The following is a 17,033-nucleotide window of genomic DNA, read 5'->3' on the forward strand; positions in this document are numbered from 1 at the left end:
TTTTTTTATCTCTTCCTGATTTTCATAAAACTGAGGAAAGCAAGTGCAAGCGCCAAAACGGTATATCCCGCTATCGGCCAAATATGCTGATGAAAGGAAGAATAATCTCCGGATATGACTTCCTGGGCCAGCTCGATCGAGTGAATAAACGGTAAGGCATAAGCGATATGTTTGAATGTGTCACCGAGCAGGCTCACCTCCATCCAAGCCCCGCCCAGAAATTGCACGAGTGTAATATAAATCGTTCCGATGCCTGAAATTTGTTTGTCCGTAAACACAGCCCCTAAACATAAACCGAAGAAAACGGACATCATCGCAATCGGCAGCAAGACAGCGATACCTGCGAGAAGATTCATCCACTCGGCGGATAAACCGGCAGCCGCTGCTGCGATAAAACAAATGACGATTTGTAAAATGGCTAACGGCAGCATCGGTATTGCATAACCGATGACATAATCGGCTGTTTTTAAAGGGGAAGCAAACAAACGGGTCAAAAGGGCGGTCTGTTTGTCTTTTGCGATCAGCAATGCAGAGAACATCGTAAGGAAAGCAAAACCGAAAACAATGAGTCCGGGTGCTAAATGCTGAATTTTAAAGGTATCAAGCGGCGCATTTTTTTCAATCGCCGTAAACAGAAACAATAGAATAACAGGCAGTGCGATTCCAAGGATAATAGACAGGGGGTCACGAAAAATTTCTTTGCGGTTGCGAATGGCGAAATCAAGCATAAAGACCCGCCTCCCCGTCACAAATCGCTAAAAAGGCATCTTCAAATGTGGCTGAATGAGTTTGCTTTTTCAGAGCCTCCGCCGTACCCAGTGCTTTTAAAGTCCCATTTTCTAAAATGCAAATACGATCTGCCAGGGCTTCAGCCTCTTCTAAATAGTGTGTCGTTAAAATAATCGTCATGTCCCCCTTTAATGCCTCAAGATTTTTCCACAACTCGCGGCGTGAACGGACGTCCAGCCCTAATGTCGGCTCATCTAAGAAATAAATATCAGGCTTGGTGATCATTCCCATTGCGATGCTGAGGCGGCGCTGCATTCCTCCTGATAATGTTTTTGTTTTTGCTCTTTCTTTCTCTTTTAATTGAAACAATTCGAGCATCTCATCTGTTCTTTTTTTTGCTTCTTTTTTCGGAATTCCGTAGACTCCGGCTATAAACTCTAAGTTTTCCCGTACGGTTAGATGAGGAGCGATGGCTGTTTCCTGCGGGGACATATTCAATTTCGGTTTTATTTTATCCAAATCAGTCAAAATACTGTGTCCAAGCACTGATGCATCACCGTCATCCGGAGAAAGGAGTCCGCAAAGCATACTGATTAATGTCGTTTTTCCGGCTCCGTTCTCACCGAGTAAAGCGAAAAATTCCCCTTTCTCAACTGAGAACTCAAGACGGTCAACGGCGGCGGTTTCTTTATAATGTTTCGTTAATTGCTTCAGCTCAATCGCGTGCATTTACTCATCCTCGCTATCTTCATCGATTTGCTTAGCGTTTAAAATATCTTTTGCAAACTCGAAAAAGAGTTCTTGTTTAACAAGTGCGATACCTTGCTGGTCATCTCCGAGCATAAGCAGCGAATCCCCCGGATTTATATCAAAAACATCTCTTGCTTCTTTAGGAATGACAATCTGTCCTTTTGTACCCACTTTAACAGTCCCGAATATGTGTTTTCCTTTTGGTGCCGTCATGTGTATCCCTCCGAAATATGAATTGTATTTTTTGTATGAATTGTAATACTTCGTATACTAAACATACATTAACCTTCCATAAAATGCAATAAAATGCATGAAATAGTATTATTTTCATAAAAAAAGCACTCCTGCCATATCAACAGGAGTGCTTTTGATTTTATCGTTTGTGTTCCTTTATCATTTCCAGATGGGGGATGCCCGCATCGAGAAATTCTTCACCGGATGTGACGCGGTATCCTTGTTTTTCGTAAAACGGAACCGCCTGCGTCTGCGCATGTAAGATAAAGCTGTCGGCGCCCTTGGCTGCCGCAGCTTTTTCAAGCGCCTGCATAATGATGGCTCCGACGCCTAAAGAACGATGGCTTTTCATCACGCAGATGCGCTCTAATTTTCCATGCCCGTCTTTCAAGCGCCATCTGCCGGCTCCGACCGGCTGGCCGCCGTCATATATGACTATATGCTCTGACGTGTCTTCGAATTGATCAATCTCTTCTTCTTCCGGAACGTGCTGTTCTTTAACAAAGACCTCTTTTCTTACGAAAAAAGCGTCGTTTAGCTGTTTTTCAGTTTTTGCGATGATGGATTCCAAGCAGTTATTCTCCTCCGCCTAATAAAAATGTTTCGTACACAGTCCATGAGCCGTTATCCAGCTGATAGAGCAAGTGAAAACGGTCGATGACTTCTTCGTGGGAAATGTCCTGCATTTTCAGCTGTCCGAGTACGTCGGAATGTTCATCTGACGACAGCTTTTGGCCGACCGTGACATGCGGAACGAAGCTGTATTCCGGCTCGCCGGATAATGCTCCTGAGTAGCATTTCTCACTCAGAGATTTTAATTCCTCCGTCGGCTCTGCTTTCATATATATCACATTATTCACAGGAGAAAACGAGCTGTATTTTGTGATTTTCAGAACGAGCGGATGCGACTCTTTCGCCGTCTGTCTCAGTTGTGATACGACCTGCTCGATTTCCTGTTCTGTCGCTTCAAACGGATCTCTTAGCGTCAGGTGCGGAGGAATGAGCGCGTAGCTCGGGTCGTAGCGTTTCCGGTACGAATTTGCGAGATCCTGTAATTTTTTTGATGGAAATAAAACAATACCGTATTTCATGAAAGTTCCCTCCTTAAATGAATGGTTACAGCATTTTTTTCAGCGCCGGCGTGATGAGCGGCTGCCAGTAGGTCCATTTATGATCCCCGTCGAAGGTTTCATACGTGTATTCAGACTGTTTGCTTTCCAGCAGCTGTTTGAGCTCTTCGTTCGGCGCGGTGAAATCAAGAACCTGGCCGTCTGTCGTGTGAACGCCGGTTTCTTTTTCTCCGATTTGATGATAAACGGAAATCTGTTTGAGATCCTCCGACTGCCGGACGGCATCCAGCACGTGCCCGTCAACATACGGAGACTGCATGATGACGTTTCCAAACATGTTCGGATAGTCAATCGCCGTCATGAGCGAAACGGTTCCGCCGAGGGAATCCCCAATCATGGTGCGGCCGTATCCGACTTGATAAGTCGGGTATTCTTTGTCGATAAAAGGAACGAGCTCATTTGCGATAAATCGCTTATATGAGGCGAACTTAGAGCCTTCTGGATGGTATGTGTTTCTTCGCTCCCGCACATTTTTATAAGGGACGCCGATAATGATGCAGCGGTCAATTTCCCCTTTTGACATAAGCTCTTCCGCCTGCCGCCCGATTCTCCCTAATCTGAAATAATCATGGCCGTCCTGAGCGATGATCGTATGATATTTATACAGGGGGGAGAAGGTGGCGGGCAGGTAGACCAAAACGGTCATTTCCTCTTCAAGCTCATGGGAGAAAAGTTTTTTCTCATGAATGATTCCGTTTTTTGATGCCACTTCGCATTCCTCCAGGCCGCTTCTTGTCTTGATGGTTTTTTCCTATTGTACCATGAATTATTAGAAATTTCTTTCTTCAGATGCACTTCTTGCGAGAGTTCAGATAAATAAAAAGTTATTGAAATTCATTTTATAGTGCGTTAATATAGAACAATCAGAAAATACAAAACAATATTCTTATCACGAGAGGTGGAGGGACTGGCCCTTTGAAACCTCAGCAACCGGTTTGCTTTGCCGCGGGAAGGCAAAGTGCCAAGGTGCTAAATCCAGCAAGCGATTCACATGCTTGGAAGATAAGAGGAAGAGAAAAGCTCCTTCTTCTTATGAAGAGGGGGCTTTTTTATTTTGAAAAAGGATGGTGCTTACTGATGACGCAGCATGTTGATACAAAATTAGCCCAAATCGGAAATAGAAGCGAAGAAGCAACGGGAACGGTCAGTCCGCCGATTTATCTGTCCACCGCCTATCGCCATAGAGGAATTGGAGAATCTACAGGCTTTGATTATGTGCGTACGAAAAACCCGACACGCCAGCTCGTTGAAGACGCTATCGCCGTGTTGGAAAACGGTGCGAGAGGCTTTGCTTTCAGCTCGGGAATGGCAGCCATTCAAACGATTATGGCTTTATTTAAAAGCGGAGATGAATTGATTGTATCCTCCGATTTATACGGAGGCACGTACCGTTTGTTTGAAAACGAATGGAGAAAATACGGCTTAAGCTTTATTTATGATGATTTCAGCGATGAAGACTGTTTACGCTCCAAAATAACGGAAAACACGAAAGCGGTATTTGTTGAAACGCCGACAAACCCGTTAATGCAGGAGGCGGACATTGAAAAAATCGCCCGGATTACGAAAGAAGCCGGCCTGCTTTTGATTGTGGATAATACGTTTTATACCCCGGTGCTCCAGCGTCCGCTTGAACTGGGAGCGGACATCGTCATTCACAGCGCCACAAAATATTTAGGCGGGCACAATGATCTCCTTGCCGGTCTTGCTGTCGTAAAGGATGAAGAGCTCGGCGAGATCATGTTTAATCACCAAAATGCGATCGGAGCCGTTCTCCCGCCGTTTGATTCGTGGCTTTTAATGAGAGGGATGAAAACACTCGGACTCAGAATGCGCCGTCATGAAGAAAACGCCCGTGAACTTGCGGAATTTTTAGAACAGGAAGAAGAAATCGCCGACGTGTTATATCCCGGAAAAGGCGGGATGCTGTCTTTCCGGCTGCAAAAAGAGGAATGGGTCAATCCGTTTTTAAAGGCGCTGAAAACGATCTGTTTCGCAGAAAGTCTCGGCGGGGTGGAAAGCTTTATTACATACCCCGCGACGCAGACGCACATGGACATTCCGGAAGACATCCGTATCGCAAACGGCGTCTGCAACCGTCTGCTGAGATTTTCAGTGGGCATTGAACATGCAGAAGATTTGAAGCGGGATGTAAAGCAGGCATTACAGCAAGTAAAAGAGGGGGCCGTGTCATATGAGTAATCACAATTGGACGCTGGAAACCCAGCTCGTGCACAATCCATTTAAAACAGACGGAGCCACCGGAGCCGTCAGCGTCCCGATCCAGCATGCTTCCACATTCCATCAGTCTTCATTTGAAGAATTCGGGACATATGACTACAGCCGCTCAGGCACACCGACAAGAACAGCGCTTGAAGAAACGATCGCAGGTCTTGAAGGCGGAACGAGAGGTTTTGCTTTCAGCTCAGGAATGGCGGCGATTTCGACGGCGTTTCTGCTCTTATCCCAAGGCGACCATGTCCTCGTCACGGAGGATGTGTACGGCGGAACATTCCGCATGGTGACTGAGGTTCTGTCCCGTTTCGGAATCGAACATACCTTTGTCGATATGACGGACACAGAAGCGGTCGCCCGCGCCATCCGGCCGAACACGAAAGCCATTTATATGGAAACACCGTCAAACCCGACGCTCGGCATCACGGATATTAAGGGCGTCGTCAAACTGGCAAAGGATCACGGCTGTCTGACATACCTTGACAATACTTTCATGACGCCTGCTCTGCAGCGGCCGCTTGATCTCGGCGTAGATATCGTGCTTCACAGTGCGACGAAATTTTTAAGCGGCCACAGCGACGTGCTGTCAGGCCTTGCCGCCGTAAAGGATGAAGAGCTCGGCAATCAGCTGTATAAGCTGCAAAATTCATTTGGAGCGGTGCTCGGCGTTCAGGACTGCTGGCTCGTATTGAGAGGCTTAAAAACATTGCAGGTCAGACTGGAAAAAGCGAGCCGGACGGCTGAGCGGCTGGCTGCCTATTTTGACGGGCATCCGGCCGTCAAAAACGTTTACTATCCCGGCCTTGCCGGACACCCGGGAGCCGATACCCATAAACGTCAAGCGAGCGGTGCGGGCGCCGTCCTGTCCTTTGAATTGGAAAGCAAAGAAGCCGTCAAAAAGCTGGTCGAAAACGTATCGCTTCCGGTATTTGCCGTCAGCCTCGGCGCCGTCGAATCCATTCTCTCATACCCTGCAGCCATGTCGCATGCCGCCATGCCAAAAGCAGAGAGGGAGAAACGCGGCATCACAGACGGCCTTCTGCGCTTGAGCGTCGGAGTCGAAAACGCCGAAGATTTAGAGCGGGACTTCGAACAGGCATTGAAAAAAATAACCCCCGCCCAAGTGAGATCATAAACGAAAAGGGCGCCGTCAATTTTGTGACGCGCCCTTTTTTTATTTTAGATAAAAAAAGTGTTGACGAATGAGAAATCAGGATATATAATTATAAATGTCAGAGAGACAACAACATACCCAGCAACACATACATATCATGATTCCGTAGCTCAGCTGGGAGAGCGCTACCTTGACAGGGTAGAGGTCGCTGGTTCGAGCCCAGTCGGAATCATAGCCAAAACCCTTGCGTAGCAAGGGTTTTTTACTTTTTATTGAAACAGCTCTAGAGGCTTACATTATTCCAGTAAGAAGGGCAAGGAAATGGCATTGATAGCTATTATGCACTGAAAACCGAAAATTCGTCAGACGGTTCCTAATGAGTTCTCCAGATAGTAACTGCGGATCGAAAACAAAGTGAAACTTGAAGCGGTATTAAGTAATAAAAAGGTCCCTTGAATTTCAAGGGACCTAAAGTTTCAATCATCACTCTTATACCTTTGGGGGATCTTGTCTCTCCAGTCGAGTATAAGTTTTTTGAATTTTTCTGTCTCCATGGAGCTTCTATCATTTTCATTTTCTGTATAAAGGTGTTCTATGACTGTTTGATCTTCTTTTATATATGCAATGGTTGTACTTAGTTGAATCTCATAATCTTCAGAAGAACCATCCAATACATCTTGAATAATTTTCAAGTATTCATCAGCTTCATCTACCGAAACAATGTCTTCAATGAAATCAGAAAAGTATTCTAACTCTGCGGGGAGAACTACTCGTAAGTATCCTAAATGGTCTCTTTTACATTCAAATATATATTCCATAATAAAATCAATCATTCCCTTGGTTTTTTATATAAAGGATATGCAGTAGCTATTGAGCCATCTTTATTAATATACATCTCTACATCAAATACAGCCGATATGGTTTAGCGACTTTTTGTTCATCAGAGAGATGGGAAAAATCCCATAAAATGAGATTAGAAGAATATAAATTAAGTCCATTATTATGGGATTTTTTACTACCCTCTTTTTCTGCAGTTTATACCACTTCAATTTATCTGTCATCAAAAATGCGGTCGAACGATTCAGTCCATGTTTGTTTTGAAGACATACGGCATTTACGGACTAAAAACGAAAGCGGAGCTAGAAGTGAAATTGAAATTATAAAAGAAGCCCTTCTTATAAGAGGGCTCTTTTTCTAACTATGTTGTTTTAAGGTGTTTTTTAATTTGTTCAGTGACTTGCTTAAGCCATTCTAATGGAGTTATATCATCTTCAGGAAAGTATATGCCATCCGCTGCTTCCTCTATAAATTCATTCTTGTCTTCTTCTGAATAATCACTATTTACAAACTCAGTTAGTGCTATTAAATCTCTTTCTTTTAGTTTTTGTGATGCTTCATTTAAATATTCATCAAGTGCATTTGCCGGAGACTCTATATCTTGGTGGAAATGTCCACCGAGAAATCTAAATAAAGGATCAGAAACTTTAATTTCAATCATTGCTTACCACCACCAAGAATCGTTATCTTCAAATATAAGAGATGGTAAGTATATTATTCTATATAACTTTCTGCTATATCAATATCATTTGTCATTTCTAGGCCAGGGAATTTTCATCTAATTTTCTTAAACAATCAATAAGGTCTTTACTTTGCAAACTTTCAGCTAAATCTTCAAATACCTCACTGACCCAATATAAATCTGCTTTATTACAATTTTCTAGAGTAGCTGATTGTATTTTCTTCGTTTTCTGAGAGCACTTCAATTATTTCATCCCAACTTTTTTGAATGCCATAGTCATCATTAAGATTAAGTTTTTTTCTTTTAATTAATATATCTTTCATTTTTTTCTCTAAATTCATATTGATTCTCTTAACTAAGAAGGGCTAATATTTTCATATTGCTTTTCCTATTGTTACATCTCCATCATGGAAAAATTCAATAACATAACCAGATTCGCTGAACATGAAGGTATCTGAACCTACAGCAGTTACATCATCAATTACGTTTAAGGCGTTGTCTAAGCTGGTTTTTACAGCTGGATAATCACCGTAAGCCCAAAGGAGAATAACAGTTTTATTATCTATTTTATTCTCAACTAACCATTCATCAATATCTTCAGCGTAATCAATAGATCTGTGATAAGTTACTTCATCCCATTTAATTCTTCCCCATGATGTGAAGGGGAAACTTTCGCCAAGTTGCTCATGATATTTACGTGTCTCAGAAATAGTGAGGACTTCTTTGTTATCTCCAAGAGCTTCTAGACATTCTTCGTATAAGGTCATATTAACACTTCCTATTTATTTAAATGTTTTAAAAGGGATTTATAAGTATCTTCGTTTCCGTTAAAAGGTATATAATATTTCTTTGCCTTATCTCCTTTTCCATTTCTATAATCCTCAACATTTATATGAGGTCCCTTTTCGGGGTCATAATCTAATCTCCAAAGGACTTTATTATCTCCAGACATTCGGCCAGTAACTTTACCAAAGCCTGCGCTTTTAGATAAAGTACCTATAAAAGGTTTTGAATCTATTCCTAAATCACCAATTAGATTTAGCGCCTCATTTCTAGCTTGTTCATATGTGTCTACCTTTGGAAGCGCAACTTCTCTTGATTTTTTGGAAAGGCCTTTTTTAACTGTCTTGTTTTTTGATGACTTACCATTGATTGATTTAAAGAGTACACTACCTTTAGTGGAATCGGCTATTCTTTTTAGGAGTGGTGTATTCTTCACATTAATAGTATTCTCAGCATCTTGAAGGATTCCTTCTAATGCAGGAGTATACCGATTGACAGGAGATTTGTAAAACTGTTTTACAGACTTTCCGCCTTTCTTAATTGTGCCACCAGCTTTAGCAAGATCTTTCGAGCCTGTTGAGACAGAGGACTTTCCGCCTTTCAATAACAGAAGACTTCCGCCCAAGTAAGTAACATAGTGCATCCGTGTATATGCATCCCCGTGAATCATCTTTTTATCCCAATCATCCTTCAATGTGTCAACCATACTTTGAAAGACACCTAGATAGTCGTATTCCAGAACAGTATCCAGAACTTTTTGAGGATCTTTGTTTAAGTTGTCAATTGTCCAACCGATATTCCGTCCGAGTTGAAGTGCTCCTTCACCGGTATCCTTGGCAAGATCGTATACACCAACAAGCAGACCTTTGGCGCCATCACCTATGATTTGCAATGCTTCTTTTCCGTTATCCATGAAAGCTTTACGCTGTTCCAAAAATAAAACAAATTCAAGCTGTTCAGGGGTGAGATTCTCATAGCCAACCTTCTTGGCGATTTCTAAGTATTCATCCGGGTCGGTTACACCATCAGCCAGCTTTTTCTTCAGATCCTTGATTTCACGCTCTTTCGCTTCTTCCTTTTTAATCGTCAAATAAGCATCCGAGTGCCTTGCGATATCGCCTTTTTTCTTATGGATGTCGCTTTCACGGTACGCCTTGGCATTGTAGTGAAGCGGAGTTGCGCTTTTTCCTGTGCCCGTGGCGTTTTGGAGCTGCTCAAAGTCGGCTTGGATGAACTGTTCGTTCGCTTCGGTTTCTGTGTATTCCTTCGTTAAATCGTGATCAAGCTTGTCGAGCTTATGTATCGTTTCGCTTCTTTTTTTGTCAGCTGAAGAAAGCTTCTGATCTGTGCTTTCGGTTGAAAACAGATCAAGCGAGATGATGTCTTCGATCTCTCCGAGGATGGAGCGCATGTCCTTTTTCTGCTCTTCCATAATCGCCTTTGATTTACTGAGGGCGTGGGTGAGCTCATGCTCCAGAAATGATTCCTCCACATGCGAATTGGAAAGTCCGGCATCTTCGACCTTACCGGGAAGGCTTGTGAGAAATGCGATTTTCATATCGATCAGATCAAGCCAGCTGTCTGTGACGCCGGCGTGGTCCTGGAAAAAGGCTTTGATGTTGTCAGCGCCCCGGCCTGAGAAGTCGCTGTCACCGAGATCAGCCATACCTTGAAACGCTTTTTTCAGATTGACCATCTGGCCGCGCAGTTCTTTGTATTCACCCGCGCGCTGTTTGGCGGCGGCCAGCAGGGTGGTTGCTTCGAAAACTTTCATGACCATATCCTTTCATTCGAAATACTTCAACAAGATATTACCATGGAAGAATGAAGAAAAAGACAAATAAGTATTTTGAAAGTGCAAAATGATTAATTTGTTCTGGGTAAATTTACTTATTTTATGATCGGGAATTGGGGAAGAGTTAGCTTTAGGTTGAATCGGTTGTTAGAACATCATGTGACGCACCTCCTTTACAAAGCATACACACATATTAGAGGGCTGAAATTTACCCATATGAATTGGATACGGCGGTCCAAACTGCTTTCCGCATGGAACCAACATGCGGCAACTGGTCCACAGCTTTAGAAACTTCATCTTAACAGGGAAGTACGGCAAGCATTGGGAATATAAAGGAATATAGGCTTACAGCTATGAAGGATGTATGAAAATCCGTCAGATGGCGAAGGGAAGGCAACCTCCATGTAATTGTGACGGTTTGAATGCGGGTGTATGGAACTTCCCATTCATCCGCTGTTACGTCAGAGGGACGAAGCGACTTTTTTGAGGAGGAAGCGGAATGATTGAATTTACACGGCCATCACCTATGAAGAAAACATGCACGATGCACCCGGAAAAGGAATCTGTCAGAGCGGTTTCGTTTACTGATTTTAACGGCAATTCTGTAACAGTAACCCTTTGTCAAATGTGTCTGGCTGAATTAAAAATGAAAGCCGCGACTGAATACAGGAGCATGACCGAGGAGCGGGCCAAACTGAATCGTTTCAAGATTGGTGATCATGTGTATTTAGAGCATTTGGGAGTAGTCAGCGAGATAAAAAACATGGAAGGCGTTCAAGTGGCAAACAGGACAGACACAGACGGAGTCCGAAAGGCTACCCCTAAGGAAATCGCAGAATATAAAAAGCAGGGGAAGCAATGACGGTGAAAAAACGATTCAGTCAATCATTTATCAGTTGTGTTACTTACAGGAGCGGCGGCCGGATGTTTACGGATGCGCGACTTACACGGCCGGAGCCTCCACGGTGAAGTGAAGGAAAATTCAAACCAAGAATGTGAATTGATCAAACGCAGTTTCATGAATCTCCGAAGGCTTTCATCCGAAATTTAGGTGCAGTATGGAAAAAAATTTATGGAAACTTGACATAATGCTGTCAGGTCCCTATTGTATGATTAAATGAATGGCCAGTAAAATGATAGGAGGCGTTCAATATGAAATTGCTGCAAATTAGACTATTGGTTAATGACTTTAAGAAAAGCGTCGAGTTTTATAAAGATTCATTAGGACTTCCAATCAGTTGGTTAGAGAAGGAAATGGAATATGCACTTTTCGATAATGGAGAAACGAAAATAGAGCTTTTATCTCGAGAAAATATGGCTGAAATAGTTGGAGAAGAAAGAAAATCTTTAGACGGAGATGCGCAATCAAGATTTTTGCTTCAGTCTAAGGTAGAAGATGTTGATAAAACGTATGACTATCTGCACAAGCAAGGGATTAAATGCGTCAATGAACCGCATGATCGTCAGGAATGGCGTGCACGAGTGGCTCATTTTAGAGATCCAGATAATAATCTTATTGAAATATATAAAATGATATAATTTTTTGACTGGCGAGATTAAGGTAATGCGTTTGTTAACTTACCTTATGATTTTTATAGTCTGTAAGAGAAACATATATAGGTCCAAGACGGAAAGCCTGCAGACACTGATCATTGCACAGCTCACTGTGCTCTGATTGGTGCCCGTTTTTATTTGCACGGAGGGATAACAAATAGATGATGAACACGAAGCGGACATGCAAACATTCAGACGCGGCAAGGGCGGCGCATTTAATAAGGGGAGGGATCAGAATGCAGGATTTAATCATCTCACAGGAAATATATTGACTTTCATCCTGTTTGTAATGTTAATTAGAAGATGTATACAAAATCATTATAATGAGGAGGTCTGGATGTGAAAAATAAAGCGGGAATACAAGTTGGAATATGCATTGGACTTTTATGTTTAAGCTTTACCGGTTTCAATCCTTTATTCGGCTCAGCGCATGCTGAAGCGAAGTCTATAGAAAACACAAAAATGACAAGCTGTATAACGAATCAAAAATTTGTTCAGCTTGAGAAAAAATTTGATGCCAGGCTCGGCGTTTATGCGATTGATACAGGTTCAAACAAGACAATCGCCTATCGGCCGAATGAACGGTTTGCTTACGCATCAACCTATAAAGTTCTGGCTGCCGCTGCTGTTCTGAAGAAAAGCTCAAATGAAAAACTTAATGCCATCATCCGCTACAGCAAAGACGATTTAGTTACATATTCCCCAATCACAGAAAAACACCTGGATACAGGCATGAGCCTGAAAGAAATCTCAGAAGCCGCTGTCCGTTACAGCGATAATACCGCCGGGAACCTATTGCTGCAGCAGCTTGGCGGCCCCAAAGGTTTTGAAAAATCACTGAAACAGATTGGGGATCATGTAACAAAAGCTGATCGATTCGAGACGGATCTAAACTCTGCGATTCCTGGGGATCGTCGTGACACAAGCACCGCAAAAGCACTGGCGAATGACCTTAAGACTTTCGCTTTGGGTAACACTCTCACGGCTGACAAGCGCACGATTTTAACAGATTGGATGCGGGGCAACGCTACCGGCGACGAACTGATTCGGGCAGGCGCTCCTGCAGGATGGGAAGTCGGCGATAAATCCGGAGCCGGAAGCTACGGCACACGAAACGACATTGCGATCGTTTGGCCGCCTGACAGAGCCCCAATTGTTTTGGCAATCCTGTCAAACCGGTTTACGGAAGATGCCAATTATAATAATGCTCTTATCGCTGAGGCTGCAAAAGTCGCTCTTAATGATCTTAAATAAACATTGCCGTTCATTTTTTATGGACGGTTTTTTATATGTTGAGAATGCGGTATGCCGGTTTCGTTTTTCGATACATGTTATAATGTAAAGCCATAAAAAGATGGAAAGAGGGGGATTTTCGATGCATTACATAACGGCATGCTTAAAAATCATCAGTGATAAAGACCTTAATGAAATAATGAAAGAGTTTAAAAAACTTGAGGAAGAAACGAACAAAGAAGAAGGGTGTATTCAGTTCCATGCTTATCCGCTTGAACCATCAGAACGCAAAATCATGCTTTGGGAGATTTGGGAAAACGAAGAAGCTGTTAAAGTCCATTTTACGAAAAAACATACAAAAGACGTTCAAAAACAAGAATTAACGGAAGTAGAATGGTTAATGAAAAGCAATGTGAATGAGTAAAAGGCTTTGTCTATTGTTGGCTGACTCTGCCGGCAACCATCATCAGTTTCATTCACTAAAACCCTTGCTGTGCAAGGGTTTTTTACTTTGAAAAGTTCTTTATATCGCAGTCTTTTTATGGGTAAGGAACAGACTTGGAATGAAGATGGCCGCAAGGATGATGACGGATACTAAGAATCCGGCATGGTAGCCTTTTAAACTGTTCGAAATCGTCGGCTGCAATCCTTGTATGACAGTTGCGGTAACGGTTGCGATCACACCTGACCCAAAGCTGGAACCGAGGTTTTCAATCATATGAATACCGACACCCGCTTCCGGAAGCTGTTTGCTGTCAAGACCTGTATAAGCGTCACTCATCAATGGTAGCATAATTCCTCCAAAACTGGTGCCGCGGATAAATAATACGACGGAAATCCAAATCATACTTGTGTTATCGGTGATAAAAATAAGCGGGATAGATCCGATCAGCGAAAGAACAAGACTGACCGTAACCACGTATTTCGCACCGATCTTATCAATCATTTTTCCGATCAGCGGACGAGTCACGAGCATTCCGACTCCTTGAGGGATTAAAGCGAGTGCTGCTCCGACTGCCGTGAACTGACGAATGTTTTGAAAAAACAGCGGAAGTATTAACATCGGCCCCATGATGGCAACATTCGCTAAGAACAACCCGATCGAAGATGCTAAGAAGCTCTTGTTTGCAAACAAATTCATAGGCAGCACGGTTTGGTTTTTCTTGATCAGATTATATACAAGATAAATGACTGCTGAAACAAGACCGATACCCGCCCATAAAATGGTGTCGCTATTGTTAAATGATGCATGATCCGCCGCTTTCGTAATACCGTAAATCAATGCCGCGCTCATTAATGACAAATTGATAATCCCGAAAATATCGAGTTTACGATCTTTGTTGAATGGTTCAAAGTCTGGAATGGTTTTCATCATAAGCGGTGCAGCAATCAAAACGATGAACACGTTGATGTAAAAAATCCAATGCCATGAAGCGCCTTGGACGATGAAGCCTCCGATGACAGGTCCTAAGATCGGGCCGAAGATCATAGGGGTGCTGACGATTGCCATCACTTTTCCCAGGTTTTCCGGACCTGCCGTTTTAACCAAGAGTGTTGACATAAGCGGAGTCATAATGCCGGCGCTGAATCCTTGAAGCAAACGGAAGAAGATGAAGCTGGAAACGTCACGGCTCATTCCCGCAAAAACAGAAATGACACCAAAGGCGATGACTGAGCCGATGAAGATTTTCTTACCGTTATATTTATTCATAAGCCAGCCGGATACGGGTACTGCAATCGCAAGTGCTAAGACATAGCCTGTAACGGACCACTGAATGGTATCCAATGTCGTGTTGAAGTCTTTGGTCAGTTTGTCGATGGCGATGTTTACCATCGTAGAGTCAAGCATTGGAGTGATTGCTCCCAGTGCAATAGCCCAGGCGGCTGTGAGAACTTCTTTTGGCACCCGAAGTTCCTTTCTTTTATGTGTTGACATATTACTCTCCTCTCAAAATTGCTATCTTTGTTTCCTCGTCAACAAAATAATAGAGTGATTTTGTTTCCTTGTCAACAATAAGAGGGATATAAAAAGGCAGCCCGTTTTCATGGAGAAGGGCTGCCTATGGTTTTATTCATATTTATTCCGATTTCATGTCTGCACCAAGTTTCTTTATTTCTGAATCCAAATGCCTGCTGTATGTTTCCACGAAGTTCAGCATCGTGTCAAATTGTTCATCAGTTACTTGTTCAAACACGATTTTGTCCCGTTCTTGAAACTCTTTGTGCAATTCCTCGTGAATTTTATAAATGACTTTTCCTTGTTCGGTAAGCCTGAAATAGATTTCTTTCTTGTTAAGCGGCTTCTGATAGCTTTCGATAAGGCCTTTATTGATAAGCTTCTTCGTTAATTTACTTATGGCGCCTCTTGTCATATAAAGGGACTCCGCAAGTTTTGTCACATTGGCGTCTTCAATTTTTTCGATGAATTCGATGCAATGCACTTCAGAAGGTTTATGCCCCTTAAGGCTTTCTTCCATCTTCAGCCTATTCAGCCACACCATCTTGTTAAAAAAGTCCCTGAAATCCGTGAGGAGCTGTTCTTTTTTGTCCATGGCCCGTCCTCCTGCTCGGTGGTGCTTACACAATATTATAAAATGTTTGTTTCTTTTTCAACAATCGTAAAGTTATTATTTAGGAACTGAGAGATAGTGCGCAGAAATAAGAAGGAGGGGGAACAGAAGAAGTATTCTATTTAAAAAGCGGTTTTTTAACCGAAACGTGGGTTTTCGGGTATTTTTCTTTCCGTATTCGTTACTTGCTCTTTTTCATAACAGGCCAACACTACAGCCTTATCAAAAAGCAGGCTGCGCAATGAGCCTGCTTGAGATTCGCATCAATCATTTTCCTGTTGCGGCATCATGAAAAGCGTCGATTGCGGTTGTGTATTTCAAGACGTTTTTAGACACTTTGGCGGTTGCGCCTAATGGATACGCGTCTGACAGAACGCTGGAGTGAGCCTCGGGCTCCCAGTAAAATACGCCGGTTCCTTTGCCGTTCGGAACGGCTTTCACCAGTTTTATGGTGTCTTTTATGGTCCAGTAGGAATCTTTCGGATTATTTTCATCTCCGCCCAGTTCAACCACCATGACTTCCTTGTTGTAGCGTGAGGCGATGTCATTCAAATTAGATGATAAATGGCCGGTGAGCTCCCAGTACGGCTTACCTTCCCAATAGGGATAGAACGAAACGCCGATAATGTCGGTTTTCCCGCCGTTTTTAAAGAATTGATCAAACCACCATCTGAATAGGCTGTTGTCCGTGCCGTGTGCCAAATGGCTGATGACCTTGGTGGCCGGGCTGACGGATTTCACGGCGTCATAGCCTTTGTTCAGTAAGGCGGTCAATTTGCTGAAATCGTTCGTGCTGCCGTCGGGCAGTAAAATTCCTGAATTCATTTCATTCCCTACTTGCACCCAATCAGGGGAGATGCCGTGATTTTTAAGTTCTTTCATGACATCGTACGTATGGTTATACACGGCTGCCTGCAGCTGGCTGTTTGAATAGCCGGTCCATTGGTTCGGCTTGATCTGGTGGCCTGGATCAGCGAACACATCACTGTAATGGAAGTCAACCATTACCTTCATTCCTAACGCTTTTGCCCTTTTGGCCGCCGCAAGTACGCCCGCTTTGTCACTATAGCCGAGCATGGTCCATGTTGTGCCGTCTTTCAGCCAATAATAGCTGCTTGGCGGATTCACAAACACTCTCAGTCTCACGGCATTTATTCCGTGATCTTTAAGAATCTGCAAGGCATCTTTCTGTTTTCCGCCGTCATCCAGCCAGCGCACACCTTCGTCCTCCATTTGTTTCAGCCATCCTATATCAGCGCCATAGGCAAACGGGGCATCCGCTTTTGCTTTAGGAGACTTCTCAAAGAATGTAAAAGCAGTGAAAATGAGAGAAAGACAGATTGCGTTTACAAATACACGTTTCAATCGGTTTTTGAACATCACAATACCT

Annotated in this window: 19 protein-coding genes, 1 tRNA gene, 1 pseudogene and 1 riboswitch; of the genes and pseudogenes, 7 read left to right on the top strand and 14 right to left on the bottom strand. The window is 43.1% G+C overall.

Annotation, left to right across the window (positions count from 1 at the left end; all coding sequences use genetic code 11):
- Positions 1-5: 5 nt before the first annotated feature.
- The 6 genes from NYE28_RS06030 to NYE28_RS06055 all read right to left on the bottom strand — a co-directional run bounded on the left by NYE28_RS06030 (position 6) and on the right by NYE28_RS06055 (position 3,552).
- Positions 6-728: an ABC transporter permease gene (locus NYE28_RS06030; protein WP_015239588.1), complete on the bottom strand. Its 723-nt coding sequence runs from the start codon at positions 726-728 to the stop codon at positions 6-8.
- Positions 721-1,458, bottom strand: a complete 738-nt coding sequence (locus tag NYE28_RS06035; protein WP_007409079.1) for an ABC transporter ATP-binding protein — start codon at positions 1,456-1,458, stop codon at positions 721-723. The genes NYE28_RS06030 and NYE28_RS06035 overlap by 8 nt, the downstream gene beginning before the upstream one ends.
- On the bottom strand, positions 1,459-1,692 hold the full coding sequence (locus tag NYE28_RS06040; RefSeq protein WP_007409078.1) for an AbrB/MazE/SpoVT family DNA-binding domain-containing protein: 234 nt from the start codon (positions 1,690-1,692) through the stop codon (positions 1,459-1,461). It abuts the gene before it with no gap.
- A 160-nt stretch (positions 1,693-1,852) separates the two neighbouring features.
- Positions 1,853-2,284, bottom strand: coding sequence for a GNAT family N-acetyltransferase (locus tag NYE28_RS06045; protein WP_012117312.1), 432 nt, complete (start codon positions 2,282-2,284; stop codon positions 1,853-1,855).
- A 4-nt stretch (positions 2,285-2,288) separates the two neighbouring features.
- Positions 2,289-2,804, bottom strand: a complete 516-nt coding sequence (locus tag NYE28_RS06050; protein ID WP_007610690.1) for a YjcG family protein — start codon at positions 2,802-2,804, stop codon at positions 2,289-2,291.
- A 25-nt stretch (positions 2,805-2,829) separates the two neighbouring features.
- A complete protein-coding gene (locus tag NYE28_RS06055) occupies positions 2,830-3,552 on the bottom strand; it encodes an esterase family protein (RefSeq protein WP_012117313.1) in 723 nt (240 codons plus the stop codon).
- Positions 3,553-3,726: 174 nt separating this feature from the next.
- Positions 3,727-3,852: riboswitch (SAM riboswitch) on the top strand.
- 68 nt (positions 3,853-3,920) lie between these two features.
- Between NYE28_RS06055 and NYE28_RS06060 the strand changes: the two genes are divergently transcribed.
- From NYE28_RS06060 to NYE28_RS06070, 3 genes are all read left to right on the top strand, one after another.
- On the top strand, positions 3,921-5,042 hold the full coding sequence (locus NYE28_RS06060) for a methionine biosynthesis PLP-dependent protein (protein WP_012117314.1): 1,122 nt from the start codon (positions 3,921-3,923) through the stop codon (positions 5,040-5,042).
- Complete coding sequence (gene metC, locus NYE28_RS06065) at positions 5,035-6,210, top strand: cystathionine beta-lyase (RefSeq protein WP_052827270.1); 1,176 nt, start codon at positions 5,035-5,037, stop codon at positions 6,208-6,210. Before NYE28_RS06060 ends, metC begins: the two co-directional genes overlap by 8 nt.
- Before the next feature lie 138 nt (positions 6,211-6,348).
- Positions 6,349-6,421 (top strand) — tRNA-Val (locus NYE28_RS06070).
- A 244-nt stretch (positions 6,422-6,665) separates the two neighbouring features.
- Here the strand turns inward: NYE28_RS06070 and NYE28_RS06075 are convergent.
- From NYE28_RS06075 to NYE28_RS06095, 5 genes and pseudogenes are all read right to left on the bottom strand, one after another.
- Positions 6,666-7,022, bottom strand: coding sequence for a tRNA-Val4 (locus NYE28_RS06075; RefSeq protein ID WP_160222981.1), 357 nt, complete (start codon positions 7,020-7,022; stop codon positions 6,666-6,668).
- 365 nt (positions 7,023-7,387) lie between these two features.
- Positions 7,388-7,687 carry a contact-dependent growth inhibition system immunity protein gene (locus NYE28_RS06080; protein ID WP_095352238.1) on the bottom strand — a complete coding sequence of 100 codons (300 nt, stop codon included), beginning with the start codon at positions 7,685-7,687 and terminating at the stop codon, positions 7,388-7,390.
- 53 nt (positions 7,688-7,740) lie between these two features.
- A pseudogene (locus tag NYE28_RS06085) lies at positions 7,741-8,049 on the bottom strand (hypothetical protein).
- Positions 8,050-8,082: 33 nt separating this feature from the next.
- Positions 8,083-8,475 (bottom strand): hypothetical protein, encoded by a 393-nt coding sequence (locus NYE28_RS06090; RefSeq protein ID WP_021494070.1) that lies wholly within the window; start codon positions 8,473-8,475, stop codon positions 8,083-8,085.
- Between the two features lie 11 nt (positions 8,476-8,486).
- Positions 8,487-10,265 (bottom strand): T7SS effector LXG polymorphic toxin, encoded by a 1,779-nt coding sequence (locus tag NYE28_RS06095; RefSeq protein ID WP_160222982.1) that lies wholly within the window; start codon positions 10,263-10,265, stop codon positions 8,487-8,489.
- A 520-nt stretch (positions 10,266-10,785) separates the two neighbouring features.
- Between NYE28_RS06095 and NYE28_RS06100 the strand changes: the two genes are divergently transcribed.
- The 4 genes from NYE28_RS06100 to NYE28_RS06115 all read left to right on the top strand — a co-directional run bounded on the left by NYE28_RS06100 (position 10,786) and on the right by NYE28_RS06115 (position 13,497).
- Entirely contained in the window at positions 10,786-11,148 is a 363-nt protein-coding gene (locus NYE28_RS06100) for a hypothetical protein (protein WP_038457666.1), read from the top strand.
- A gap of 290 nt (positions 11,149-11,438) precedes the next feature.
- Entirely contained in the window at positions 11,439-11,825 is a 387-nt protein-coding gene (locus NYE28_RS06105) for a VOC family protein (protein WP_136396273.1), read from the top strand.
- 348 nt (positions 11,826-12,173) lie between these two features.
- Positions 12,174-13,094, top strand: coding sequence for a class A beta-lactamase (gene bla, locus NYE28_RS06110; protein ID WP_132106234.1), 921 nt, complete (start codon positions 12,174-12,176; stop codon positions 13,092-13,094).
- 100 nt (positions 13,095-13,194) lie between these two features.
- Positions 13,195-13,497, top strand: a complete 303-nt coding sequence (locus NYE28_RS06115; RefSeq protein ID WP_236655713.1) for a putative quinol monooxygenase — start codon at positions 13,195-13,197, stop codon at positions 13,495-13,497.
- A 99-nt stretch (positions 13,498-13,596) separates the two neighbouring features.
- Here the strand turns inward: NYE28_RS06115 and NYE28_RS06120 are convergent, their stop codons facing one another.
- The 3 genes from NYE28_RS06120 to NYE28_RS06130 form a co-directional block, all read right to left on the bottom strand.
- Complete coding sequence (locus NYE28_RS06120) at positions 13,597-15,009, bottom strand: MDR family MFS transporter (RefSeq protein ID WP_160222983.1); 1,413 nt, start codon at positions 15,007-15,009, stop codon at positions 13,597-13,599.
- A 142-nt stretch (positions 15,010-15,151) separates the two neighbouring features.
- Entirely contained in the window at positions 15,152-15,625 is a 474-nt protein-coding gene (locus NYE28_RS06125) for a MarR family transcriptional regulator (protein ID WP_007407329.1), read from the bottom strand.
- Positions 15,626-15,910: 285 nt separating this feature from the next.
- The gene (locus NYE28_RS06130; protein ID WP_052827293.1) at positions 15,911-17,023 is read right to left on the bottom strand and encodes a glycosyl hydrolase 53 family protein; all 1,113 of its coding nucleotides are present in this window, start codon (positions 17,021-17,023) and stop codon (positions 15,911-15,913) included.
- Positions 17,024-17,033: the final 10 nt, after the last annotated feature.

Origin of the sequence: Bacillus sp. FSL R5-0443 (genome assembly GCF_038608285.1) — a bacterium.
Taxonomy (GTDB): domain Bacteria; phylum Bacillota; class Bacilli; order Bacillales; family Bacillaceae; genus Bacillus; species Bacillus velezensis.